The organism is Phenylobacterium sp. (assembly GCF_013822795.1).
Classification (GTDB): domain Bacteria; phylum Pseudomonadota; class Alphaproteobacteria; order Caulobacterales; family Caulobacteraceae; genus Phenylobacterium.
The window spans coordinates 23,991-41,384 of record NZ_PNLB01000022.1; the positions used below are offsets into that span (position 1 = coordinate 23,991).

Consider the following 17,394-nt stretch of genomic DNA (forward strand, 5'->3'; position numbering starts at 1 on the left):
ATGACATCCCCGGCGCTCGCCCGCTAAGGCTATGCGCATCATGGACGCTAGAATCCGCCCCACAGACGCCCCGTTCCGCGACGCGCGCTATGCGCCGACGCAGCTGGACATCGAGGAGAGGGGCGGCGGCGAGCTGATCCTGTCCAATCCGACGCCGTTCTCCGGCGACTTCACCACCATGACCCAGGCGCTGGACCGCTGGGCGCGCGAGGCGCCGGGCCGGGCCTGGTTGGCCGAGCGCTCGGGCGAGGGGTGGCGGCGGACCTCGTTCGGCGAGGCGCGCGAGCAGGTGCGGGCGATCGCCGGGGGCCTGCGCGAACTGGGCGTGGTCGGGACCCGGCCGCTGCTGATCCTGGCGCGCAACGGGATCGACCACGGGCTGGTCGGCTACGCGGCGATGAGCCAGGGCATGCCGATCGCGCCGGTCTCGCCGCAGTATGGGCTGCCGGGCGCGAATCTGACGCGGCTGGCCCATGCGGTCGAGGTGCTCAAACCGGCGGCGGTCTACACCGAGGACGCCGGCCTGTTCTCCGAGGCGCTGGAAGCGCCGTTCCTGGCCGGGCTGCCGGTCATCGCTGGCAAGAACGCGCGGCCGGGCGACGTGCCGCTGGCGCGGCTGCTGAGCGCGGCCGGCGTCGATGCGAGCGCCCAGCCCGACGACCACGCCAAGTATCTGCTGACCTCTGGATCGACCGGCCTGCCCAAGGCGGTGATCTGCCTGCATCGCGGGATCGCGCTGAACTCCGCGCAGATCGCGGCCTGCTTCGCCGACGACGAGCCGCCGGTGATGGTCAACTCCGCGCCCTGGAGCCACAGCCTGGGGGCCAATTCGATCCTGCACATGGCGCTGCATCGCGGCGGGACCGTGTATATCGACGCTGGCCAGCCGGTGGCCGGGCGGTTCGCCGAGACGGTGCGCAACCTGACCGAGGTGGCGACCACCTATCACAACATGGTCCCGGCCGGCTGGATGCTGCTGGTCGGCGAGCTGGAGCGCGACGAGGCGCTGGCCAAGACCTTCTTCGAGCAGGTGCGGGTGCTGCAGTACGGCGGCGCGGCGCTGGGCCAGGACACCTGCGACCGCATCCAGGCCGTCGCCCTGGCGACTGTCGGCGAGAAGATCAGCTTTGCGTCCGGCTATGGCGCGACCGAGACCGGGCCGACCGCCTGCAACGTCCATTGGCGCAACGACCGCATGGGGCTGATCGGCCTGCCGGTGCCGGGCACGGCGGTCAAGTTGACCCCGTCGGCGGGCAAGCTGGAGTTCCGGGTGAAGGGGCCGCAGGTCTCGCCCGGCTATCTGGGCCGGCCGGAGCTGTCGGCGCAGAGCTATGACGCCGACGGCTTCTATCTGCTGGGCGACGCGGCGCGGTTCGTCGACGAGGGCAGCCCGCAGGCGGGCCTGGCCTTCGACGGCCGCATCTCGGAAAACTTCAAGCTGGCCAGCGGCACCTTCGTCACGGTCGGCGACCTGCGGGTGAAGGCGGTCTCGGCGGTGGGCGACGCGGTCACCGACGCCGTGGTCTGCGGCGAGGGCAAGGAAGCCGTCGGCCTGCTGTTCTATCCGAACCCGAACATGGACCGCGCGGCGATCGCCGCGGCGGTGCGGGCCGGGATCGAGCGCTTCAACGCCGGGGCCAAGGGCTCGGGCGGCAAGGTGGCCCGCGCGCTGGTGCTGGACACGCCCCCCGACGCCAACGCCGGCGAGATCACCGACAAGGGCTATATCGCCCAGCCCGTCGCCCGCACGCTGCGGGCGGCGCAGGCCGAACGTCTCTTTTCCGATGCTGCTGATGTGATGGTGTTTTGATGAACGGCGCCGACGCCCTGATTACCACCCTCGTCGAAAACGAGGTCACCGCCTGCTTCGCCAATCCCGGCACCAGCGAGATGCAGTTCGTCGCGGCGCTGGACCGTGAACCGCGGATGCGGCCGGTGCTGTGCCTGTTCGAGGGCGTGGCGACGGGCGCGGCCGACGGCTATGGCCGGATCGCCGAGACCCCGGCCTGCACCCTGCTGCACCTGGGCCCCGGCTACGGCAACGGCCTGGCCAACCTGCACAACGCGCGACGCGCCTTCACCCCGATCGTCAACGTGATCGGCGACCACGCCACCTATCACCGCCAGTACGACGCGCCGCTGAACTCCGACATCCCGACCATCGTCGGCCCCAACTCGCTGTGGGTGAAGTCGGCCGACAGCCCCGACAGCGTCGCCGAACTGACCGCCGAGGCGGTGACCGCCAGCTATGGCGCGCCGGGCGGGCCGGTCAGCCTGATCCTGCCGGCCGACTCGGCCTGGCTGGAGACCACCAAGGGCGCGGTGAAGGCCCCTGTCCCGACGCGCGCGCCGCCAGCCAGCGGCGTGGTCGAGGAGGTCGCCAAGAAGGTCCGCGCCGCCGCCAAGCCGGTGGTGCTGCTGGGCGGGCAGGGGACCAGCGCCAAGGCCCTGGAGCAGGCCGCGCGCCTGCAGGCGGCGGGCGTGCGGGTGATGGCCGACACCTTCTGCGCGCGCCAGCCGCGCGGCGCGGGCGTCTTCCAGCCGGCGCGGATGCAGTACTTCGGCGAGGCGGCGCTGGCCGACCTGGAAGGCACAGACCTGATGGTGTTCGTGGGCACCGTGACCCCGGTGGCGTTCTTCGCCTATCCGGACCGGCCGAGCGTGCTGGTGCCCGAGGGCTGCGAGACCACGACCCTGGCGCAGCGGTCGGAGGACGCGGTCGCCGGCCTGGCGGCCCTGGCCGACGCCCTGGGCGCGCCGGCGAGCGGCCCGGTCCAGTCCTACAAGGTGGCCGACGCCGCGCCGACCGGGCCCCTGACCCCGCAGTCGGCGGGTGTGTCGGTGGCCCGCCATCTGCCGGAAGGCGCGATCATCTGCGACGACTCGGTGACCTCGGGCGGCGGCATCGCCGTGCCCTGCGCGACCGCCAAGGCGCATGACGTGCTGGCCCTGACCGGCGGGGCGATCGGCATCGGCGGGCCGCTGGCCATTGGGGCGGCGGTCGCCGCGCCCGACCGCAAGATCGTGTCGCTGAACGGCGACGGCTCGGCGATGTACACGGTGCAGAGCCTCTGGACGATGGCGCGCGAGAACCAGGACGTGACGGTGGTGGTGTTCGCCAATCACTCGTACCGGATCCTCAACATCGAGATGGGCCGCACCGGCTCGGGCAATCCGGGCCCGTCGGCCAGCAAGTTGCTGGACCTGGGCGATCCCAAGATCGACTGGGTGTCGCTGGCCAAGGGCCTGGGCGTGCCGGCCGTGCGCTGCGAGACGGCCGAGGAGTTCGATGCCGCCTTCGCCAAGGCCATGGCCGAGCCCGGCCCGAAGTTCATCGAAGCGGCGATCTAGGCGGTCTGGAAGAGCGCCGCTCCGCGGCGCGAACCCCTCACCCAACCTCTCCCCTTGGAAGGGGAGAGGGGACGTCAGGGCATGGCTCAACTTCTCCCCGCGGGGAGAGGGAGGGTGAGGGGAGGATCCACTCTCACCGAAGCGGGAGTGGGAACCGCGGCGCGGTCCGCAGGTTGGGGGACATTCCCAACCTCAGGAGGCCGCCATGCACGCCCAGCAGATCATTCCGACGCATCCCCAGGCCGGCGGGCTGACCAATGCGGCGCTGATCGCCTGCATCGAGGAATGCTACGACTGCGCCCAGACCTGCACTGCCTGCGCCGACGCCTGCCTGGGCGAGGACAAGGTGGTCAAGCTGACCCAGTGTATCCGCTTCTGCCTGGACTGCGCCGACGTCTGCGCGACGACCGGGGCGCTGGCGACGCGGCGCACGGGATCCAACCAGGTGCTGGTCGGCGAGATGATCGGGCTGTGCGAAGCGGCCTGCCGGCTGTGCGCGCAGGAGTGCGAACGGCACGCCGCGCACATGGAGCATTGCCGGATTTGCGCTGAAGCTTGCCGCATGTGCGAACAAGCCTGCGCCCAGGCGCGGCAGGAGAACTTCGCCACCCAGCACTGAGCGGGCCAGGAACCAACCCCTAGATAACGCCGTTCCGGAATTGGCTGCGCAGGTTTGCGGGAGTGGACCATGGCTGAAGTTCGTTCGAGCGCGGGAACGCTGCTGGCGAAGTACCTGCTGGGGCTGATCCTGACCGTCATTGGGTTGGCGGTCGTGCTCTACGGCGTCTTCAACAGCGCCACGACTACGATGCTGCTGGGCTTCGTCGTCGCGGCGGTGGGGATCTGGCTGGTCGTGCGGAAGATCGTGGAGCGCAACCGGCCGCCAGCCTGAAGCGCCGTACTGCGGCGCTTCACGTTTTTCATCACAATCTGAAATATTGCGTCGCACCATTGATTTTGTGTGCGCCGCAACATAGATAGCCTTCAGCATATGGAGGCGATCATGCTGTTTGCCGATTACGAGAACATCGAAGGCCAACTGGCTTTCTATCAAACGGTCAACGCGTTCGTGACCAAGGCGCTGGCGCATCTGCGCGGCAATGCGGAACACCTGCTTTCGCACGCCTAAGGCGAACCTGACCCAATGAGAAAGGCCCGCGGAGCGATCCGCGGGCCTTTTCGTTTGGGCGATCGTTTTGCGTCCGGCGGGATGACATCGGCGGGCGGGCCTGACAGAGCTTGGGCATGAAGACGCTCGTCGATCCGCACAAGGCGCTGAGCCAAGGCCTGGCCGACCTTCGCACCCGCTTCAAGGTTCCGGCGAGCTTTCCGCCGCTGGTGCTGGCCGCCGCCGAGGCCGCCGCGCAACGCGCGCCCAGCGAGCACGTCGACCGCACCGAGCGGCCGTTCGTCACCCTGGACCCCGCGACCTCGACCGATCTCGACCAGGCCTTCGCGATCGAGTGCCGGGGCGGCGACCTGCTGCTGCACTATGCGATCGCCGACGTGGCGTGGTTCGTGCGCGACGGCGACCCCGTCGACCAGGAAGCCTGGAAGCGCGGCGCGACGCTCTACCTGCCGGACGGCAAGGCCAGCCTCTATCCGCCGGCGCTGAGCGAGGGGGCGGCGAGCCTGCTGCCGAGCGGGCCGCGGCTGGCGGTGGTGTTCACGGTCAAGGTGGCGGCGGACGGCAAGGTGGCGCTGGAGGGCGCCGAGCGGGCGCTGATCCAGAGCCGCGCCAAGCTGGCCTATGACCAGGTCGCTTCCGCCGATCTGCCGGACGGCTTCGAGGAGCTGGCCGAGCGGATCCGGGCCGCCGAAGAGCGCCGCGGCGCGGTGCGGGTCGATCCGCCCGAGCAGGAGGTGGCGATGGTGGAGGGGCGGCTGCAACTGCGGTTCCGGCCGCGGGCGCGTTCGGAGGAGCAGAACGCGGCGCTGTCGCTGGCGACCAACCTGGCGATCGCCCAGACCCTGCAGCAGCACAAGACCGGCCTGTTCCGGGTGATGCCCGAGCCCGACGACTGGGCGGTGAAGCGGCTGCGCCAGACGGCGCGGGCGTTCGGGCTGAGCTGGCCGCAGATGGAGAGCCTGGCGCAGTTCGAGATCGGGCTGGACCCGCACGATCCGAAGCAGGCGGCGTTCATGCTGGCCGTGCGGCGGGCCGGCGCCCCGGCCGCCTATGTGCCGTTCCGCGAGGGCGAGGCGCCCTGGCACGCGGCGATGGCGGCGACCTATGCGCACGCGACGGCCCCGCTGCGCCGGCTGGCCGACCGTTACGTGGTTGAGACGACCCTGGCGGTCGCTAACGGCCAGCCGCCGCCGGCCGCGGCGGTCGAGGCGTTCGAAGCGCTGCCCAAGGTGATGGCCCGCGCCGACAGCCAGGCGGGGCAGATCGACCGCGCGGTGATCGACCTGGCCGAGAGCGTGATGCTGCAGGGCCGGGAAGGCGAGACCTTCGATGCGGTGGTCACCGACATCGACGAGCGCGGCGCGCGGATGCAGCTGTGCGAGCTGCCGGTGGTGGCGCGGGTCACCGCCCACAAGGTCGAGGTCGGCGACCGGCTGGTCGTACGGCTGGAGATGGCTGAGCCGGCCCAGGCGCAGGTGGCGTTCGAACGGATCGCCTAAACCGGGGCCAGCGCCGCGAACCGCTCGGCGAGGAAGTCCACCAGCGCCCGCACTGCGGGCATGAGGCCGCGCCGGGTCGGGAACACCGCGTGGATCAAGCCGCTGCGCGGCGCCCAGCCGTCGGGCACGGCGACCAGGGCGCCAGTCTGCAGGGTGTCGCCAAGCATCAGGGTCGGCAGTTGGGCCACGCCGGCTCCGGCCAGGGCGGCGGCGCGTAGGGTTTCGAAATCGTCGGTGGTCAGCACCGGATCGTGGCGCACCTCGGCCAGGGCGCCGTCTGGCCCCTGCAGGCGCCAGACGTGCTCGCCGGGGCCCCAGTCGAGGCTGGGCGCGCCATGCAGGTCGGCGGGGACGCGGATCTCGCCGAGGCGAGCGAGCAAGGCCGGCTGGATGACCAGGCGCTGGGGACTTTCGCCCAGCACCCGGTGGGCCAGGTCGCTGTCGGCCAGCGGCGGGAAGCGCACGCGCAGGGCCAGGTCGAAGCGCTCGCCGACCACGTCGACATGCCGGTTGGTCGCGTCCAGCTGCAGCTTCACGCGCGGATAGCGGGCCAGGAAGTCGGCCAAGATCGGCGCGACCTGGGTGTGCAGCAGGGCGATGGGGCAGGCGAGGCGCACCGTCCCGCACGGCTCGGAGCGGACCTGGTCGACGGCGTCCTGGGCGGCCTCGGCCTCGATCACCATGGCCCGGCAGTGGCGGTAGAACACCTCGCCGACCTCGGTGATGGCGAACTGACGGGTGGAGCGCTGGATCAGGCGCACGCCGAGCCGTTCCTCGAGCCCGGAAATGCGCCGGCTGAGCTTGGACTTCGGCACGCCCAGGGCGCGGCTGGCCGGGGCGAAGCCGCCGTGATCGATCACCTGGGCGAAGTAGTAGAGGTCGTTCAGATCCTGCACGGCGTCGTTCTATTTTTGGAACTCTGAGGTCGAGAAACGACGCCTACCGCCGCTATCGTCCCAGGTCTACCTCCTGAGCCAACGTGATCGGACCCGCTCCGATCTTCAGGAGACCACCATGAAGAAGATACTCGGCGTCTACAGCGCCCCGCGCCCGCACTGGGTCGGCGACGGCTTTCCGGTGCGCTCGCTGTTTTCCTACGACAGCCACGGGCGGCACATGAGCCCGTTCCTGCTGCTGGACTACGCCGGTCCCGCCAAGTTCGAGCCGGCGGCCAAGCCGCGCGGAGTCGGCCAGCATCCGCACCGCGGCTTCGAGACCGTGACCATCGTCTATGACGGCGAGGTCGAGCACCGCGACTCCACCGGCGCCGGCGGCAAGATCGGCCCCGGCGACGTGCAGTGGATGACCGCCGCCTCGGGCATCCTGCACGAGGAGTTCCACTCCCACGACTTCACCCGCACCGGCGGGACCCTGAAGATGGTCCAGCTGTGGGTGAACCTGCCGGCCAAGGAAAAGCTGGCGGCCCCCGGCTACCAGACCCTGGTCGATGCGGAGATTCCCGCGGTGGCCCTGCTGGATGGCGCGGGATCGGTGCGGGTGATCGCCGGCCAGTACGGCGGCGGCCGCGGACCGGCCAGGACCTTCACGCCGATGGACGTCTGGGACATGCGCCTGAACCAAGGCGGGATCAGCCGGTTCGAGATCGAGGAAGGCCGGACCCTGGCGCTCATCGTCCTGGACGGGGCGATCAACGTGAACGGGCAGGACGTGCGCGAAGCCCAGATGGTGATGCTGGACCCTGACGGCCAAGGCCTGGAGGTCCGGGCCGACACCGACGCGGTGGTGCTGCTGCTGAGCGGCGAGCCGATCGACGAGCCGATCGTCGGCTACGGCCCCTTCGTCATGAACAGCGAGGACGAGATCGCCCAGGCGGTCGCCGACTTCAACCGCGGCCAGTTCGGCCAGATCGCCCACTGATCCCCTGACGCCGCCGGTCCCCCCGGCCGGCGGCGTCCCTTTTCCCCTGAAAGGAACGACACATGACCAGCGAACCCATTCGCGACGGCGCCAGCGATCACCTGCTGACGCCGCAGAACGCCGCCTTCGTGATCATCGACTACCAGCCGGTGCAGGTGAACTCGATCGCCTCGATGGACCGCCAGCTTCTGGTCAACAATATCGTCGGGACCGCCAAGGCGGCGGTGGCCTACGGCCTGCCGATCGTCCACTCGACGGTGAACGTGAAGACCGGGCTGAACAAGCCGCCGATCCCGCAACTGCGCAAGGTGCTGGACGGCTATCCGACCTATGACCGGACGACGATCAACTCGTGGGAGGACGTCGAATTCCGCAAGGCGGTCGAGGCGACCGGCCGCAAGAAGCTGATCATGACGGCGCTGTGGACCGAGGCCTGCCTGACCTTCCCGGCCCTGGACGCGCTGCGGGACGGCTACGAGGTCTATGTGGTCGCCGACGCGGTGGGCGGCACGTCGGTTGCGGCGCACGAGATGGCGCTGCGCCGGATCGAGCAGGCCGGGGCCAAGATGATCAGCGTGCCGCAGCTGTTCTGCGAACTGCAGCGCGACTGGGCGCGCAGCGAGACGGTTCCGGCGTTCATGAACCTCTTCATCGAGACCGGCGGCACGGCCGGGATCCAGTTCTCCTACGACCGCACCGAGTAGGCAGGACCAAAGAAAAAGGCCCGGGGTCGCCCCCGGGCCTTTCGCTTTGGCTTGGCTGGCTGGGCTTAGGTGTTGCCCGGCAGCTTGCACTGGTCTGAGAAGGCGCAGCCGATGGCTTCGACCGGCTTCAGGTCGGCGGTGTACTCGAGCACGTAGCCCTTCAGGCCGTCGGCGCAGGCGACTTCCATGTAGGTGGTGCCCTTGGCCGACTTGCCGATGACGCGTGCGTTGGACACCGCGCAGGAGGCCTTGCCCGTCGCCTTCAGGTCGGCGGTGACGGCGCTGTAGCTGTTGGCGTCCAGCTTGGTGAACGAGCAGCGGTAGCCGGCGATCGGCGCGCGGGCGCAATCGTAGACGATCGGCTTGTCGTTCGGGCCGCCGAAGACGCCGACGGCGCCGTCCGGACGGTTCGAGCAGGCCATCTCGACGATGTCCTTGTTGTTGCTGCTCGGGAACGGAGCGTACTTCGAGACGTCGCAGTTGAAGCCCGCAGCCTTGGCCAGCTTGGTGTAGAGGCCGTTTTGCTCGGTGACCGCTTCCTTGGTGTCGGTCAGGGTGCAGCCGCCCATGACGCCTTGCGCCTTGGCGCAGTCGTAGGTCTGGGTCAGCTTGCCGGCGTCGACGCGGTAGAGGTAGCCCTTGCCGTCGGCGCAGGCGGCTTCGAAGAACGACGAGCCGGTCTGGGACATGCCCAGGTACTTCTTGTCCTTCACGGTGCAGCCGTTGTTGGCCTGGGCCGCGAGGGTGTCGATCACCGCCAGGCGCTGTTCCTTAGTGCGCAGCGTGCAGGAGATGTTCGACTGGCCGCCGTCGTAGACCATGCAGTCGCTGGCCTCGACCGGCTTGGCCGCATCGATCGGCGCGCTGGTCTTCAGGACATAGCCCTGGGCCGAGCCCTGGCAGGCGACTTCGAGATAGGTGGCGGTGGCGCTTTGGCCGATGCCGCGGACCGCTTCCGGCGTGCACTGGACCTTGGCGGCGGCGAGCACGCCGGCCAGGTCGGACTTCGGATCGGCGTTGCCGGGCAGCTTGCAGGCCAGGTTCGACGGCTTGCCGTCCGGACCGGGGGTGCCCGCCTCGATGCAGGTGAACGAGGTGGTCGCGCCGCCTTCGACCGCCGACAGCACGAAGCCGACGCCTTGGTCGCAGTCGATTTCGTAGTAGCTGGTGTTGGTCTTCGTCTTCTTGTCGGCGACCTTGCCGATGAAGAAGGCGTCGGTGACGTTGCAGGAAATGCCCGCGGCTTTGGCGAGGGCCGGAGCCTCGGCCATCCCTTGGGTGCGCGCCTTATCCGAGATCGCGGCGGCTTGCTTGCCTTGCGAGACGGCGGCCGGCGCCAAGGCCAGCACGGCCAAGGTGGCGGCCAGCCCCGTGATGAATGGCCTCATGTTCGAAAAACTCCTGGGTGGTTCCCTATTGCGCGGACATAAGCCCCCACAGCGCCAGTGGGTCAAGTTTGTCGTGAATGACGTCTGAATGGCGCTGAAGGTTGCGTTTGCCCTGAGCACGAGTGCGGTCAAAATGGGGCGACGACGAGAAGGGGATGACGCTTTGCGGGACGGTTTCGAAGAGACCCAGGAACAGGCGGCGCGGGCCCGGCTGAGCTATCCGTTCGCCGCGGGGCCCGAGCTGGGCGAGGCGGTGGACGTGGCGCCGGGCGTGAAGTGGCTGCGGATGCCGCTGGGCGGCTCGCTGGCCTTCATCAATGTCTGGGCGATCGAGGACGGCGAGGGCTGGGCGATCGTCGACACGGGTATGGGCGGTTCGGACACCCAGCAGACCTGGCGCAAGGCGTTCGCCGGGGTGCTGGGCGGCAAGCCGGTGACGCGGGTGTTCGTCACCCACATGCATCCCGACCACATCGGCATGGCCGGCTGGCTGACCCGCAAGTTTCAGTGCCGGCTGTGGATCAGCCGCCTGGAGTTCCTGATGTGCCGCTCGCTGGCGGCCGACACCGGCCGCGAGGCCCCGGCCGACGCCCTGGCGTTCTACCGCGCCGCCGGCTGGGACGACGACGCGCTGGAGGACTACCGCGCCCGGTTCGGCGGCTTCGGCAAAGGGCTGCATGCGCTGCCCGACACCTTCCGCCGGCTGTCGGACGGCGACGTGGTGGAGATCGGCGGCCGGCCCTGGGAGGTGGTGGTCGGGTCGGGCCATAGCCCCGAGCATGTCTGCCTGTGGCAGAAGGACCTGAAGCTGTTCATCTCCGGCGACCAGGTGCTGCCGAAGATCTCGTCGAACGTCTCGGTGTTCCCGACCGAGCCGGACGGCGATCCGCTGACCGAGTGGCTGACGACGCTTGCGGCGATCAAGGACCGGGTCGACAACGAGGTGCTGGTGCTGCCGGCGCACAACGAGCCGTTCCATGGCCTGCACGCGCGGATCGACCATCTGATCGGCGGGCACGAGCGCGGGCTGGCGCGGCTGCGCAAGTTGATCGCCGAACCGAAGCGGGCGGTCGACGTGTTCCCGGTGCTGTTCCGCCGCAAGATCGACCAATGGGTGCTGGGCATGGCGACCGGCGAGAGCCTGGCGCACCTCAACTGCCTGATGACCCGCCGCGAGGCGGTCGCCGAGCCCGACGAGGCCGGGGTGATCTGGTACCGGGCGGCTTAGGGCCGTAGCCACCTTCTCCTCTCCCCGCTTGAGGGGAGAGGTCGGGTGAGGGGAGGCGGCGCGGAGCGGCGCTCTGCTGCCGGACGTCGGCGAGGCGGCGAGGTGGTGGCCCCCTCACCCTTGCCCTCTCCCCCGCGGGGGAGAGGGAACAGTCGGATCCCGCTTCATCCCGGCGAAGATTCTGCTTCGATCCGCGCTCCCCGCCGCGTTAGCATACGGCGTAAGTTTAGGAGCGCATTTCTATGTCCGACCACATTCTGATCGAGAAGTCCGGCGGGGTTCTGACCCTGACCATGAACCGCCCCGACAAGAAGAACGCCTTGACCCGGGACATGTACCAGGCGCTGGGCGACGCCATCGATCAGGCCGAGTTCGACAAGGACGTGCGCTGCGTCCTGATCCAGGCCAACGGCGACATGTTCACCGCCGGCAACGACATCAGCGACTTCGCGGCGGTCAACGCCGGCGAGTCGTCGGCGAACGAGGCGCGGCGCGGCGGCAATCCGCTGCTGGCGGCGCTGGCGCGGGCCAAGACCCCGCTGATCGCGGCGGTCAACGGCCGCGCGGTCGGCGTCGGCACCACCATGCTGCTGCACTGCGACCTGGTCTATCTGGCCGACAACGCGCTGCTGACCACGCCGTTCGTGAACCTGGCGCTGGTGCCGGAAGCGGCCTCCAGCATCACCCTGCCGAGCCGCATCGGCCATGCGCGGGCGTTTGCGATGTTCGTGCTGGGCGAGGCGGTCGACGCCAAGAAGGCGGTCGACTGGGGCATCGCCAACGAGGTCGTGCCGCTGGACCAGCTCCGCGCCAAGGCCCGCGCCGCGGCCGAGGCCGTCGCCGCGCGGCCGCCGGCCGCGGTGGTGATCACCAAGGCGCTGATGCGCGACGAGACGGGCCTGGCCCAGCGCATGGACGAAGAGGGCGCACACTTCGCCGCTCAGCTGAAGTCCGCTGAGGCCAAGGAGGCGTTCGCCGCCTTCGCCCAGAAGCGCGCCCCCGACTTCAGCAAGGTGTCCTGACCCATGATCCGCTCCCGCTTCGGCGCCTTCACCCCCGCCCGCGTGGTGGCCGGCGATCACGATCTCTCCGGCCGCAACGTCATCGTCACCGGCGGGGCGAGCGGCATCGGCTACGAGACCGCCAAGGCGCTGGCCGCGGCGGGGGCGGACGTCATGCTGGCCGTGCGCGACCGCGTGGCCGGCGAGAAGGCGGCGGTGGCGATGAACGAGGCGATCGGCGCCGACAAGGTGGTGGCCGGGACCCTGGACCTGGCCAGCCTTTCCTCGGTGGGGTCCTTCGTTGACGCCTGGGGCGACCAGCCGCTGGACATCCTGATCAACAACGCCGGGGTGATGGCGACGCCGCTGCTGCGCACGGCCGAGGACCTGGAGCTGCAGATCGGCACCAACCACTTCGGTCACTTCGTGCTGGCGGTGGGGCTGACGCGGGCGCTGCTGAACGCCTCGGACGAGGACCGTCTGGCGCGGGTGGTGGCGCTGTCGTCGATCGGCCACCGGCGCAGCGACATCAACTGGGACGACCCCAACTATCTGACGCGGCCCTATGACAAGTGGGAGGCGTACGGCCAGTCCAAGACCGCCAACTCGCTGTTCGCGGTGGGCTACAACGCCCGCTTCGAGGAACATGGGATCACCGCCAACGCCGTGATGCCCGGCGGGATCATGACCCCGCTGCAGCGCTACCTGCCCAAGGAGGAGATGGTGGCGATGGGCTGGATGGACGAGGAAGGCAACGCCCGTGAGGGCTTCAAGACCCCCGAGCAGGGCGCCTCGACCAGCGTCTGGGCCGCGGTCGGCGAGGAGCTGGAAGGCGTCGGCGGGCTCTACCTCGAGGACTGCGCCGAGGCGGCGCCCTGGAGCAAGGACAACCCGGTGAAGGGCGTCATGCCCCATGCGCTCGATCCGGAATCGGCCGAGCGGCTGTGGGCGCTGTCGGAAGAGATCACCGGAGTGACGCTATGAGCCTCAGCGGCAAGACGCTCTTCATCACCGGGGCCAGCCGCGGCATCGGCCTGGCCATCGCGCTGCGGGCGGCGCGGGACGGGGCGAACATCGCCATCGCCGCGAAGACCGCCGAGCCGCACAAGCACCTGCCGGGCACGATCTATTCGGCCGCCGAGGAGATCGAGAAGGCCGGCGGCAAGGCGCTGCCGCTGATTGTCGACGTGCGCGAGGAAGCCAGCGTCTACGCGGCGGTCGAGAAAACCGTCGCCGCGTTCGGCGGCATCGACATCTGCGTCAACAACGCCTCGGCCATCCAGCTGACGCCGACCCTGGCCACCGACATGAAGCGCTATGACCTGATGAACCAGGTCAATGCGCGCGGCAGCTACCTGACCTCCAAGGCCTGCATCCCGCACCTGAAGAAGGCGGCCAATCCGCACGTGCTGATGCTGTCGCCGCCGCTGGACATGAGCCCCAAGTGGTTCCAGGGACACGTCGCCTACACCATGGCCAAATTCGGCATGAGCATGTGCGTGCTGGGCATGGCCGAGGAGTTCCGCGAGGACGGGATCGCGTTCAATGCCCTGTGGCCGCGCACCGGCATCGCCACAGCGGCGATCCAGTTCGCCCTGGCCGGCGAGGAGGGCATGAAGGCCTGCCGCACGCCGGAGATCATGGCCGATGCGGCGCATGCGATTTTCGAGAAGCCGAGCCGTGAGTTCACCGGCAACTTCCTGATCGACGACAGCTTTCTCTATGGCGAGGGCGAGCGGGACTTCGACAAGTACCGGGTCGATCCGACCACGCCGCTGATGCCGGACTTCTTCGTCCCCGAGAGCAGCAAGCCGCCGCCCGGTGTGGTGATCGGATAGGGAGCGGCCCGACGCTCCACTTCCCTCGCCCCCTTGGGGGAGAGGGGAGGGTGAGGGGGTTGCTGCAGTTCCGTCATTCCCAGAAGCCGGAGGGCGTCGCTTTGCGCCGCTTACCCCTCACCCCAACCCTCTCCCCTCGAGCGGGGAGAGGGAGCGTTGGCTCACCGGCTCAGCCGGCTCAGCGCTTTTTCTTGCTCGCCTTCGCGCGCATCGCGGCGTCGAGCGCCCGCGTCGTCCAGGCGGTCATTTCGTCGGGGTCTTCGAGGGCTTCGAGCGGGACGGTCCAGTAGCTCATCGCCTTGTCGCCGCCGAACGGCTTGAAAGCTTCGCAGCCAGCGGCCTCGAACTCGGGGACGGTGGTGGCGTCCGCCTTGAAGTAGAGCACGTCGTCGGCGATGAGGGCGAAGAACAGCTCGTGGTGCGAGACGCCGACGCCGCCGAACATCCGGCGGTGGGTGATCCCGCCGAGCGGGTGCAACTGTTCGAGCACGTAGTCGAGGAAGTCGGGAGAGACGGGCATCGGCCAGGAGAAGACCGCCGCGGCGGCCAAGGTGCAAGTGCGGCCGGCGACCCCGGCGGACGCGGGCCTGATCTATGGCTTCATCCGCGGCCTGGCCGAGTATGAGAAGCTGCTGCACGAGGTTGAGGCGACGCAGGCCGACGTCGAGGGCGCGCTGTTCAGTGAGCATCCGCGGGCGTTCTGCGACATCGCCGAGGCGGACGGGACGCCGGTCGGCTTTGCGCTGTGGTTCTACAACTACTCGACCTTCCGCGGCCGGCACGGGATCTATCTGGAAGACCTGTTCGTGGTTCCGCAGGCGCGGGGCCTGGGGGCCGGCAAGGCGCTGCTGCGGCGGCTGGCCCAGCGCTGCCAGGAGGAGGGCTTGGCGCGGCTGGAATGGTCGGTGCTGGACTGGAACGCGCCGTCGATCGCGTTCTACGACTCGCTGGGGGCGAGCGCGCAGACCGAGTGGATCGTGCGCCGGCTGACCGACGCGCCGCTGAAGGCGTTGGCCGAGAGCTGAGGGCTGGCGGGTAGGGCGTCCGGGCGTACTTTCCCTCGCCCCCTTGGGGGAGAGGGTAGGGTGAGGGGGCTTGGGCGTTGGGGCATCACCGAGGTCGGGGGGCTCTGCTCTGCGTCGCCGACCCCTCACCCCAGCCCTCTCCCCTCGAGCGGGGAGAGGGAGATTCGGTCGCGGCGTCTGAGAGGCTAGGCCGCTTGGAGCCGCAGTTCGCCGCGGGCCTGGCGGATGATCGACGAGGCGGTCGAGAGGAACAGGCTGGCCATGATCGCGGCGACGGCGAGGTCGGCCCACTTGGTGCCGGTGTAGGCGACGACGCCCGCGGCGCAGAGCACTGCGACGTTGCCGATGGCGTCGTTGCGCGAGCAGAGCCAGACCGAGCGGACGTTGGCGTCGCCGTCTCGGAAGCGCAGCAGCAGCAGGGCTGAGATGACGTTGGCCGAGAGGGCGAGCGCGCCCACCCAGCCCATGGTCATCGCGTCCGGCGTGCCGTCCACGAAGGTCCGCCAGAGGGCGGCGGCGAGCACGTAGACGCCCATCAGGCCGAGGCTGACGCCCTTCACCAGGGCGGCCTTGGAGCGGAACGCGAGAGACTGGCTCAGGGCGAACAGCGACAGGCCGTAGGTGGCGCTGTCGCCGGCGAAGTCGAGGGCGTCGGCCTGGAGAGCCATGGAACCGGCCAACTGGCCCTGGATCACCTCGAGCGCGAACATGCCGGCGTTCAAGGCCAGCACGATCCAGACGGCGCGGCGGAAGGCGGGAGAGCCGTTCTCGACGGCGGCGGCGGTGGCCTCGCAGCCGCAGCCGGCGGAGGCGCAGGCGGCCCCTTCGGGAGCGGGCGCAGGCGCCTTGTGGTGGACGATCTCGTAGGTCATGCCTAAGTGTTGCATCCTATAGTCACTGTAGGAGCAAGCGGCGAATGGCGGGCGACATCTCGATCGGCGAACTCTCGCGCCGGGCCGGCGTGAAAGTGACCACCATCCGCTTCTATGAGGGCGCCGGGCTGATGCCCGCGCCGCCGCGCAGCGAGGGCGACCGGCGGCTGTACGACGCGGGGCATGTGCGGCGGCTGAGCTTCATCCGCCACGCCCGCGAGCTGGGTTTCGAGATGGAGGACCTGCGCACGCTGCTGGAGCTGAGCGACCGGCCGGGCGGGTCCTGCGGGCCGGTCGACGAGATCGCCGGCCGGCACCTGGCCGCGGTCGAGGACAAGATCGCCAAGCTGACGGCGCTGAAGGGCGAGCTGTCGCGGATGCTGGCGACCTGCAGCCACGGGGCGGTGGCCGAGTGCCGGGTGATCGAGGCGTTGGCCGATCACTCGCACTGCGGCGGCGAGCACTGAGGCGGTCCGAGGCCGGAGGGCGCCGCTGCGCGCCGCTTCACCCCTCACCCCAACCCTCTCCCCTCGAGCGGGGAGAGGGAGTCTTGGCGGTGCAGCTGCGTTCCTCTCCCTGGGGAGAGGGTAGGGTGAGGGGCTTGGGCGGTTCGGGTATCGCTGAGGCCTGAGGGCGCCGCTGCGCGTCGCTTTACCCCTCACCCCAACCCTCTCCCCTCGAGTGGGGAGAGGGAGTTCATGGCGGTGCAGCTGCGTTCCTCTCCCTGGGGAGAGGGTAGGGTGAGGGGCTTGGGCGGTTGGGGTATCGCTGAGGCCGGGGGGCGCCGCTGCGCGTCGCTAACCCCTCACCCCAACCCTCTCCCCTCAGGTGGGGAGAGGGAGTCTTGGTCGATCACGGCCGAGCGGTCACCTCGGCGATCGCCAGCCTGAGGTTGGTTTCCAGCAGTTCGTCGGCCAGGGGGCCGTCGGGGACGGCTCTGGCCAGCATCAGCGCGCCGGCCATGCGGGTGACGACGCCCAGCGCGCGCTGACGGCGATCGGGGGTGTCGGGCAGGCGCGCCTCGACCGAGGCGATCATCTGTTCGACGCCGGCGGCGAAGGCGGTCTTCAGATCGTCGGAAGCGCGGCCGACGTCGCCGCCCAGGGCGGCGGCGGGGCAGCTCTTGCCCGGGGCTTTGCGGGCGGCGTGCGACAGATAGTGGGTGAGCATTTCGGGCAGGTCGCGGGCGCGTTCGCGGTGGCCGGCCATGGTCGCGAAGGCGCTCTCCACGGCCTGGGCGGCGAGGGCGTCCTTGGACTTGAAGTGGTTGTAGAAGCCGCCGTGGGTGAAGCCGGCGGCCTTGGTCAGGTCGCCGACGCTGACCCCGTCGAAGCCGCGTTCGCGAAAAAGCGTGGCGGCCGCGCCGACGATCCGTTCGCGGTTCTCCTGCGCCTGCGCCTTGCTGATCTTCATCGGCTTGCCTCTTGACGACCCTATGGATTCAATGATGACAATAATCATTATTGAAGTCAAGGCGGCGC

General features: G+C 69.6%; 19 protein-coding genes. 14 read left to right on the top strand and 5 right to left on the bottom strand.

Annotated elements, in window-relative coordinates:
- The first annotated feature begins 40 nt into the window (after nt 1-40).
- The 6 genes from C0481_RS18220 to C0481_RS18245 all read left to right on the top strand — a co-directional run bounded on the left by C0481_RS18220 (nt 41) and on the right by C0481_RS18245 (nt 5,979).
- Nucleotides 41-1,810 (top strand): feruloyl-CoA synthase, encoded by a 1,770-nt coding sequence (locus C0481_RS18220; RefSeq protein ID WP_293406457.1) that lies wholly within the window; start codon nt 41-43, stop codon nt 1,808-1,810.
- Nucleotides 1,810-3,351: an acetolactate synthase large subunit gene (locus C0481_RS18225; RefSeq protein WP_293406459.1), complete on the top strand. Its 1,542-nt coding sequence runs from the start codon at nt 1,810-1,812 to the stop codon at nt 3,349-3,351. Before C0481_RS18220 ends, C0481_RS18225 begins: the two co-directional genes overlap by 1 nt.
- A 205-nt stretch (nt 3,352-3,556) precedes the next feature.
- A complete protein-coding gene (locus C0481_RS18230) occupies nt 3,557-3,970 on the top strand; it encodes a four-helix bundle copper-binding protein (protein WP_293406461.1) in 414 nt (137 codons plus the stop codon).
- A 69-nt stretch (nt 3,971-4,039) separates the two neighbouring features.
- Complete coding sequence (locus C0481_RS18235; RefSeq protein ID WP_293406463.1) at nt 4,040-4,243, top strand: hypothetical protein; 204 nt, start codon at nt 4,040-4,042, stop codon at nt 4,241-4,243.
- A gap of 111 nt (nt 4,244-4,354) precedes the next feature.
- Nucleotides 4,355-4,480 (top strand): hypothetical protein, encoded by a 126-nt coding sequence (locus C0481_RS18240; protein WP_293406465.1) that lies wholly within the window; start codon nt 4,355-4,357, stop codon nt 4,478-4,480.
- Nucleotides 4,481-4,596: 116 nt separating this feature from the next.
- The gene (locus C0481_RS18245) at nt 4,597-5,979 is read left to right on the top strand and encodes an RNB domain-containing ribonuclease (RefSeq protein ID WP_293406467.1); all 1,383 of its coding nucleotides are present in this window, start codon (nt 4,597-4,599) and stop codon (nt 5,977-5,979) included.
- On the opposite strand, the gene C0481_RS18250 is transcribed toward C0481_RS18245, so the two are convergent.
- On the bottom strand, nt 5,976-6,875 hold the full coding sequence (locus tag C0481_RS18250) for a LysR family transcriptional regulator (RefSeq protein ID WP_293406469.1): 900 nt from the start codon (nt 6,873-6,875) through the stop codon (nt 5,976-5,978). The two genes, C0481_RS18245 and C0481_RS18250, sit on opposite strands and share 4 nt — an antisense overlap.
- Nucleotides 6,876-6,993: 118 nt before the next feature.
- On the opposite strand from C0481_RS18250, the gene C0481_RS18255 reads away from it, so the two are divergent.
- Together C0481_RS18255 and C0481_RS18260 are read left to right on the top strand one after the other, a co-directional pair.
- Entirely contained in the window at nt 6,994-7,857 is an 864-nt protein-coding gene (locus tag C0481_RS18255) for a pirin family protein (protein WP_293406471.1), read from the top strand.
- Between the two features lie 62 nt (nt 7,858-7,919).
- The gene (locus C0481_RS18260; protein WP_293406473.1) at nt 7,920-8,561 is read left to right on the top strand and encodes a hydrolase; all 642 of its coding nucleotides are present in this window, start codon (nt 7,920-7,922) and stop codon (nt 8,559-8,561) included.
- A 65-nt stretch (nt 8,562-8,626) separates the two neighbouring features.
- Here the strand turns inward: C0481_RS18260 and C0481_RS18265 are convergent, their stop codons facing one another.
- Nucleotides 8,627-9,949 (bottom strand): hypothetical protein, encoded by a 1,323-nt coding sequence (locus C0481_RS18265; protein WP_293406475.1) that lies wholly within the window; start codon nt 9,947-9,949, stop codon nt 8,627-8,629.
- A 163-nt stretch (nt 9,950-10,112) separates the two neighbouring features.
- On the opposite strand from C0481_RS18265, the gene C0481_RS18270 reads away from it, so the two are divergent.
- The 4 genes from C0481_RS18270 (at nt 10,113) to C0481_RS18285 (ending at nt 14,016) form a co-directional block, all read left to right on the top strand.
- Entirely contained in the window at nt 10,113-11,177 is a 1,065-nt protein-coding gene (locus C0481_RS18270) for an MBL fold metallo-hydrolase (protein ID WP_293406477.1), read from the top strand.
- A 242-nt stretch (nt 11,178-11,419) separates the two neighbouring features.
- On the top strand, nt 11,420-12,199 hold the full coding sequence (locus C0481_RS18275; RefSeq protein WP_293406479.1) for an enoyl-CoA hydratase-related protein: 780 nt from the start codon (nt 11,420-11,422) through the stop codon (nt 12,197-12,199).
- 3 nt (nt 12,200-12,202) lie between these two features.
- The gene (locus C0481_RS18280; RefSeq protein WP_293406481.1) at nt 12,203-13,162 is read left to right on the top strand and encodes an oxidoreductase; all 960 of its coding nucleotides are present in this window, start codon (nt 12,203-12,205) and stop codon (nt 13,160-13,162) included.
- Nucleotides 13,159-14,016: an NAD(P)-dependent oxidoreductase gene (locus tag C0481_RS18285; protein WP_293406483.1), complete on the top strand. Its 858-nt coding sequence runs from the start codon at nt 13,159-13,161 to the stop codon at nt 14,014-14,016. The genes C0481_RS18280 and C0481_RS18285 overlap by 4 nt, the downstream gene beginning before the upstream one ends.
- Nucleotides 14,017-14,194: 178 nt before the next feature.
- Here the strand turns inward: C0481_RS18285 and C0481_RS18290 are convergent, their stop codons facing one another.
- Nucleotides 14,195-14,536, bottom strand: coding sequence for a TfoX/Sxy family protein (locus tag C0481_RS18290; RefSeq protein WP_293406485.1), 342 nt, complete (start codon nt 14,534-14,536; stop codon nt 14,195-14,197).
- Between the two features lie 31 nt (nt 14,537-14,567).
- Here C0481_RS18290 and C0481_RS18295 point away from each other — a divergent pair, with 31 nt between their 5' ends.
- A complete protein-coding gene (locus C0481_RS18295) occupies nt 14,568-15,041 on the top strand; it encodes a GNAT family N-acetyltransferase (protein ID WP_293406487.1) in 474 nt (157 codons plus the stop codon).
- Nucleotides 15,042-15,226: 185 nt separating this feature from the next.
- On the opposite strand, the gene C0481_RS18300 is transcribed toward C0481_RS18295, so the two are convergent.
- On the bottom strand, nt 15,227-15,913 hold the full coding sequence (locus tag C0481_RS18300) for a cation transporter (protein WP_293406489.1): 687 nt from the start codon (nt 15,911-15,913) through the stop codon (nt 15,227-15,229).
- Nucleotides 15,914-15,957: 44 nt separating this feature from the next.
- On the opposite strand from C0481_RS18300, the gene C0481_RS18305 reads away from it, so the two are divergent.
- Nucleotides 15,958-16,380, top strand: coding sequence for a helix-turn-helix domain-containing protein (locus C0481_RS18305; RefSeq protein WP_293406491.1), 423 nt, complete (start codon nt 15,958-15,960; stop codon nt 16,378-16,380).
- Between the two features lie 385 nt (nt 16,381-16,765).
- Here the strand turns inward: C0481_RS18305 and C0481_RS18310 are convergent, their stop codons facing one another.
- On the bottom strand, nt 16,766-17,326 hold the full coding sequence (locus tag C0481_RS18310) for a TetR/AcrR family transcriptional regulator (protein ID WP_293406493.1): 561 nt from the start codon (nt 17,324-17,326) through the stop codon (nt 16,766-16,768).
- Nucleotides 17,327-17,394: the final 68 nt, after the last annotated feature.

What these genes read in the sequence shown, in the direction of transcription:
- C0481_RS18220 (WP_293406457.1), top strand. Translation starts at nt 41, where the DNA reads ATGGACGCTAGAATCCGCCCCACAGACGCCCCGTTCCGCGACGCGCGC.
- C0481_RS18225 (WP_293406459.1), top strand. Translation starts at nt 1,810, where the DNA reads ATGAACGGCGCCGACGCCCTGATTACCACCCTCGTCGAAAACGAGGTC.
- C0481_RS18230 (WP_293406461.1), top strand. Translation starts at nt 3,557, where the DNA reads ATGCACGCCCAGCAGATCATTCCGACGCATCCCCAGGCCGGCGGGCTG.
- C0481_RS18235 (WP_293406463.1), top strand. Translation starts at nt 4,040, where the DNA reads ATGGCTGAAGTTCGTTCGAGCGCGGGAACGCTGCTGGCGAAGTACCTG.
- C0481_RS18240 (WP_293406465.1), top strand. Translation starts at nt 4,355, where the DNA reads ATGCTGTTTGCCGATTACGAGAACATCGAAGGCCAACTGGCTTTCTAT.
- C0481_RS18245 (WP_293406467.1), top strand. Translation starts at nt 4,597, where the DNA reads ATGAAGACGCTCGTCGATCCGCACAAGGCGCTGAGCCAAGGCCTGGCC.
- C0481_RS18255 (WP_293406471.1), top strand. Translation starts at nt 6,994, where the DNA reads ATGAAGAAGATACTCGGCGTCTACAGCGCCCCGCGCCCGCACTGGGTC.
- C0481_RS18260 (WP_293406473.1), top strand. Translation starts at nt 7,920, where the DNA reads ATGACCAGCGAACCCATTCGCGACGGCGCCAGCGATCACCTGCTGACG.
- C0481_RS18265 (WP_293406475.1), bottom strand. Translation starts at nt 9,949, where the DNA reads ATGAGGCCATTCATCACGGGGCTGGCCGCCACCTTGGCCGTGCTGGCC.
- C0481_RS18275 (WP_293406479.1), top strand. Translation starts at nt 11,420, where the DNA reads ATGTCCGACCACATTCTGATCGAGAAGTCCGGCGGGGTTCTGACCCTG.
- C0481_RS18280 (WP_293406481.1), top strand. Translation starts at nt 12,203, where the DNA reads ATGATCCGCTCCCGCTTCGGCGCCTTCACCCCCGCCCGCGTGGTGGCC.
- C0481_RS18285 (WP_293406483.1), top strand. Translation starts at nt 13,159, where the DNA reads ATGAGCCTCAGCGGCAAGACGCTCTTCATCACCGGGGCCAGCCGCGGC.
- C0481_RS18290 (WP_293406485.1), bottom strand. Translation starts at nt 14,536, where the DNA reads ATGCCCGTCTCTCCCGACTTCCTCGACTACGTGCTCGAACAGTTGCAC.
- C0481_RS18300 (WP_293406489.1), bottom strand. Translation starts at nt 15,913, where the DNA reads ATGACCTACGAGATCGTCCACCACAAGGCGCCTGCGCCCGCTCCCGAA.
- C0481_RS18305 (WP_293406491.1), top strand. Translation starts at nt 15,958, where the DNA reads ATGGCGGGCGACATCTCGATCGGCGAACTCTCGCGCCGGGCCGGCGTG.
- C0481_RS18310 (WP_293406493.1), bottom strand. Translation starts at nt 17,326, where the DNA reads ATGAAGATCAGCAAGGCGCAGGCGCAGGAGAACCGCGAACGGATCGTC.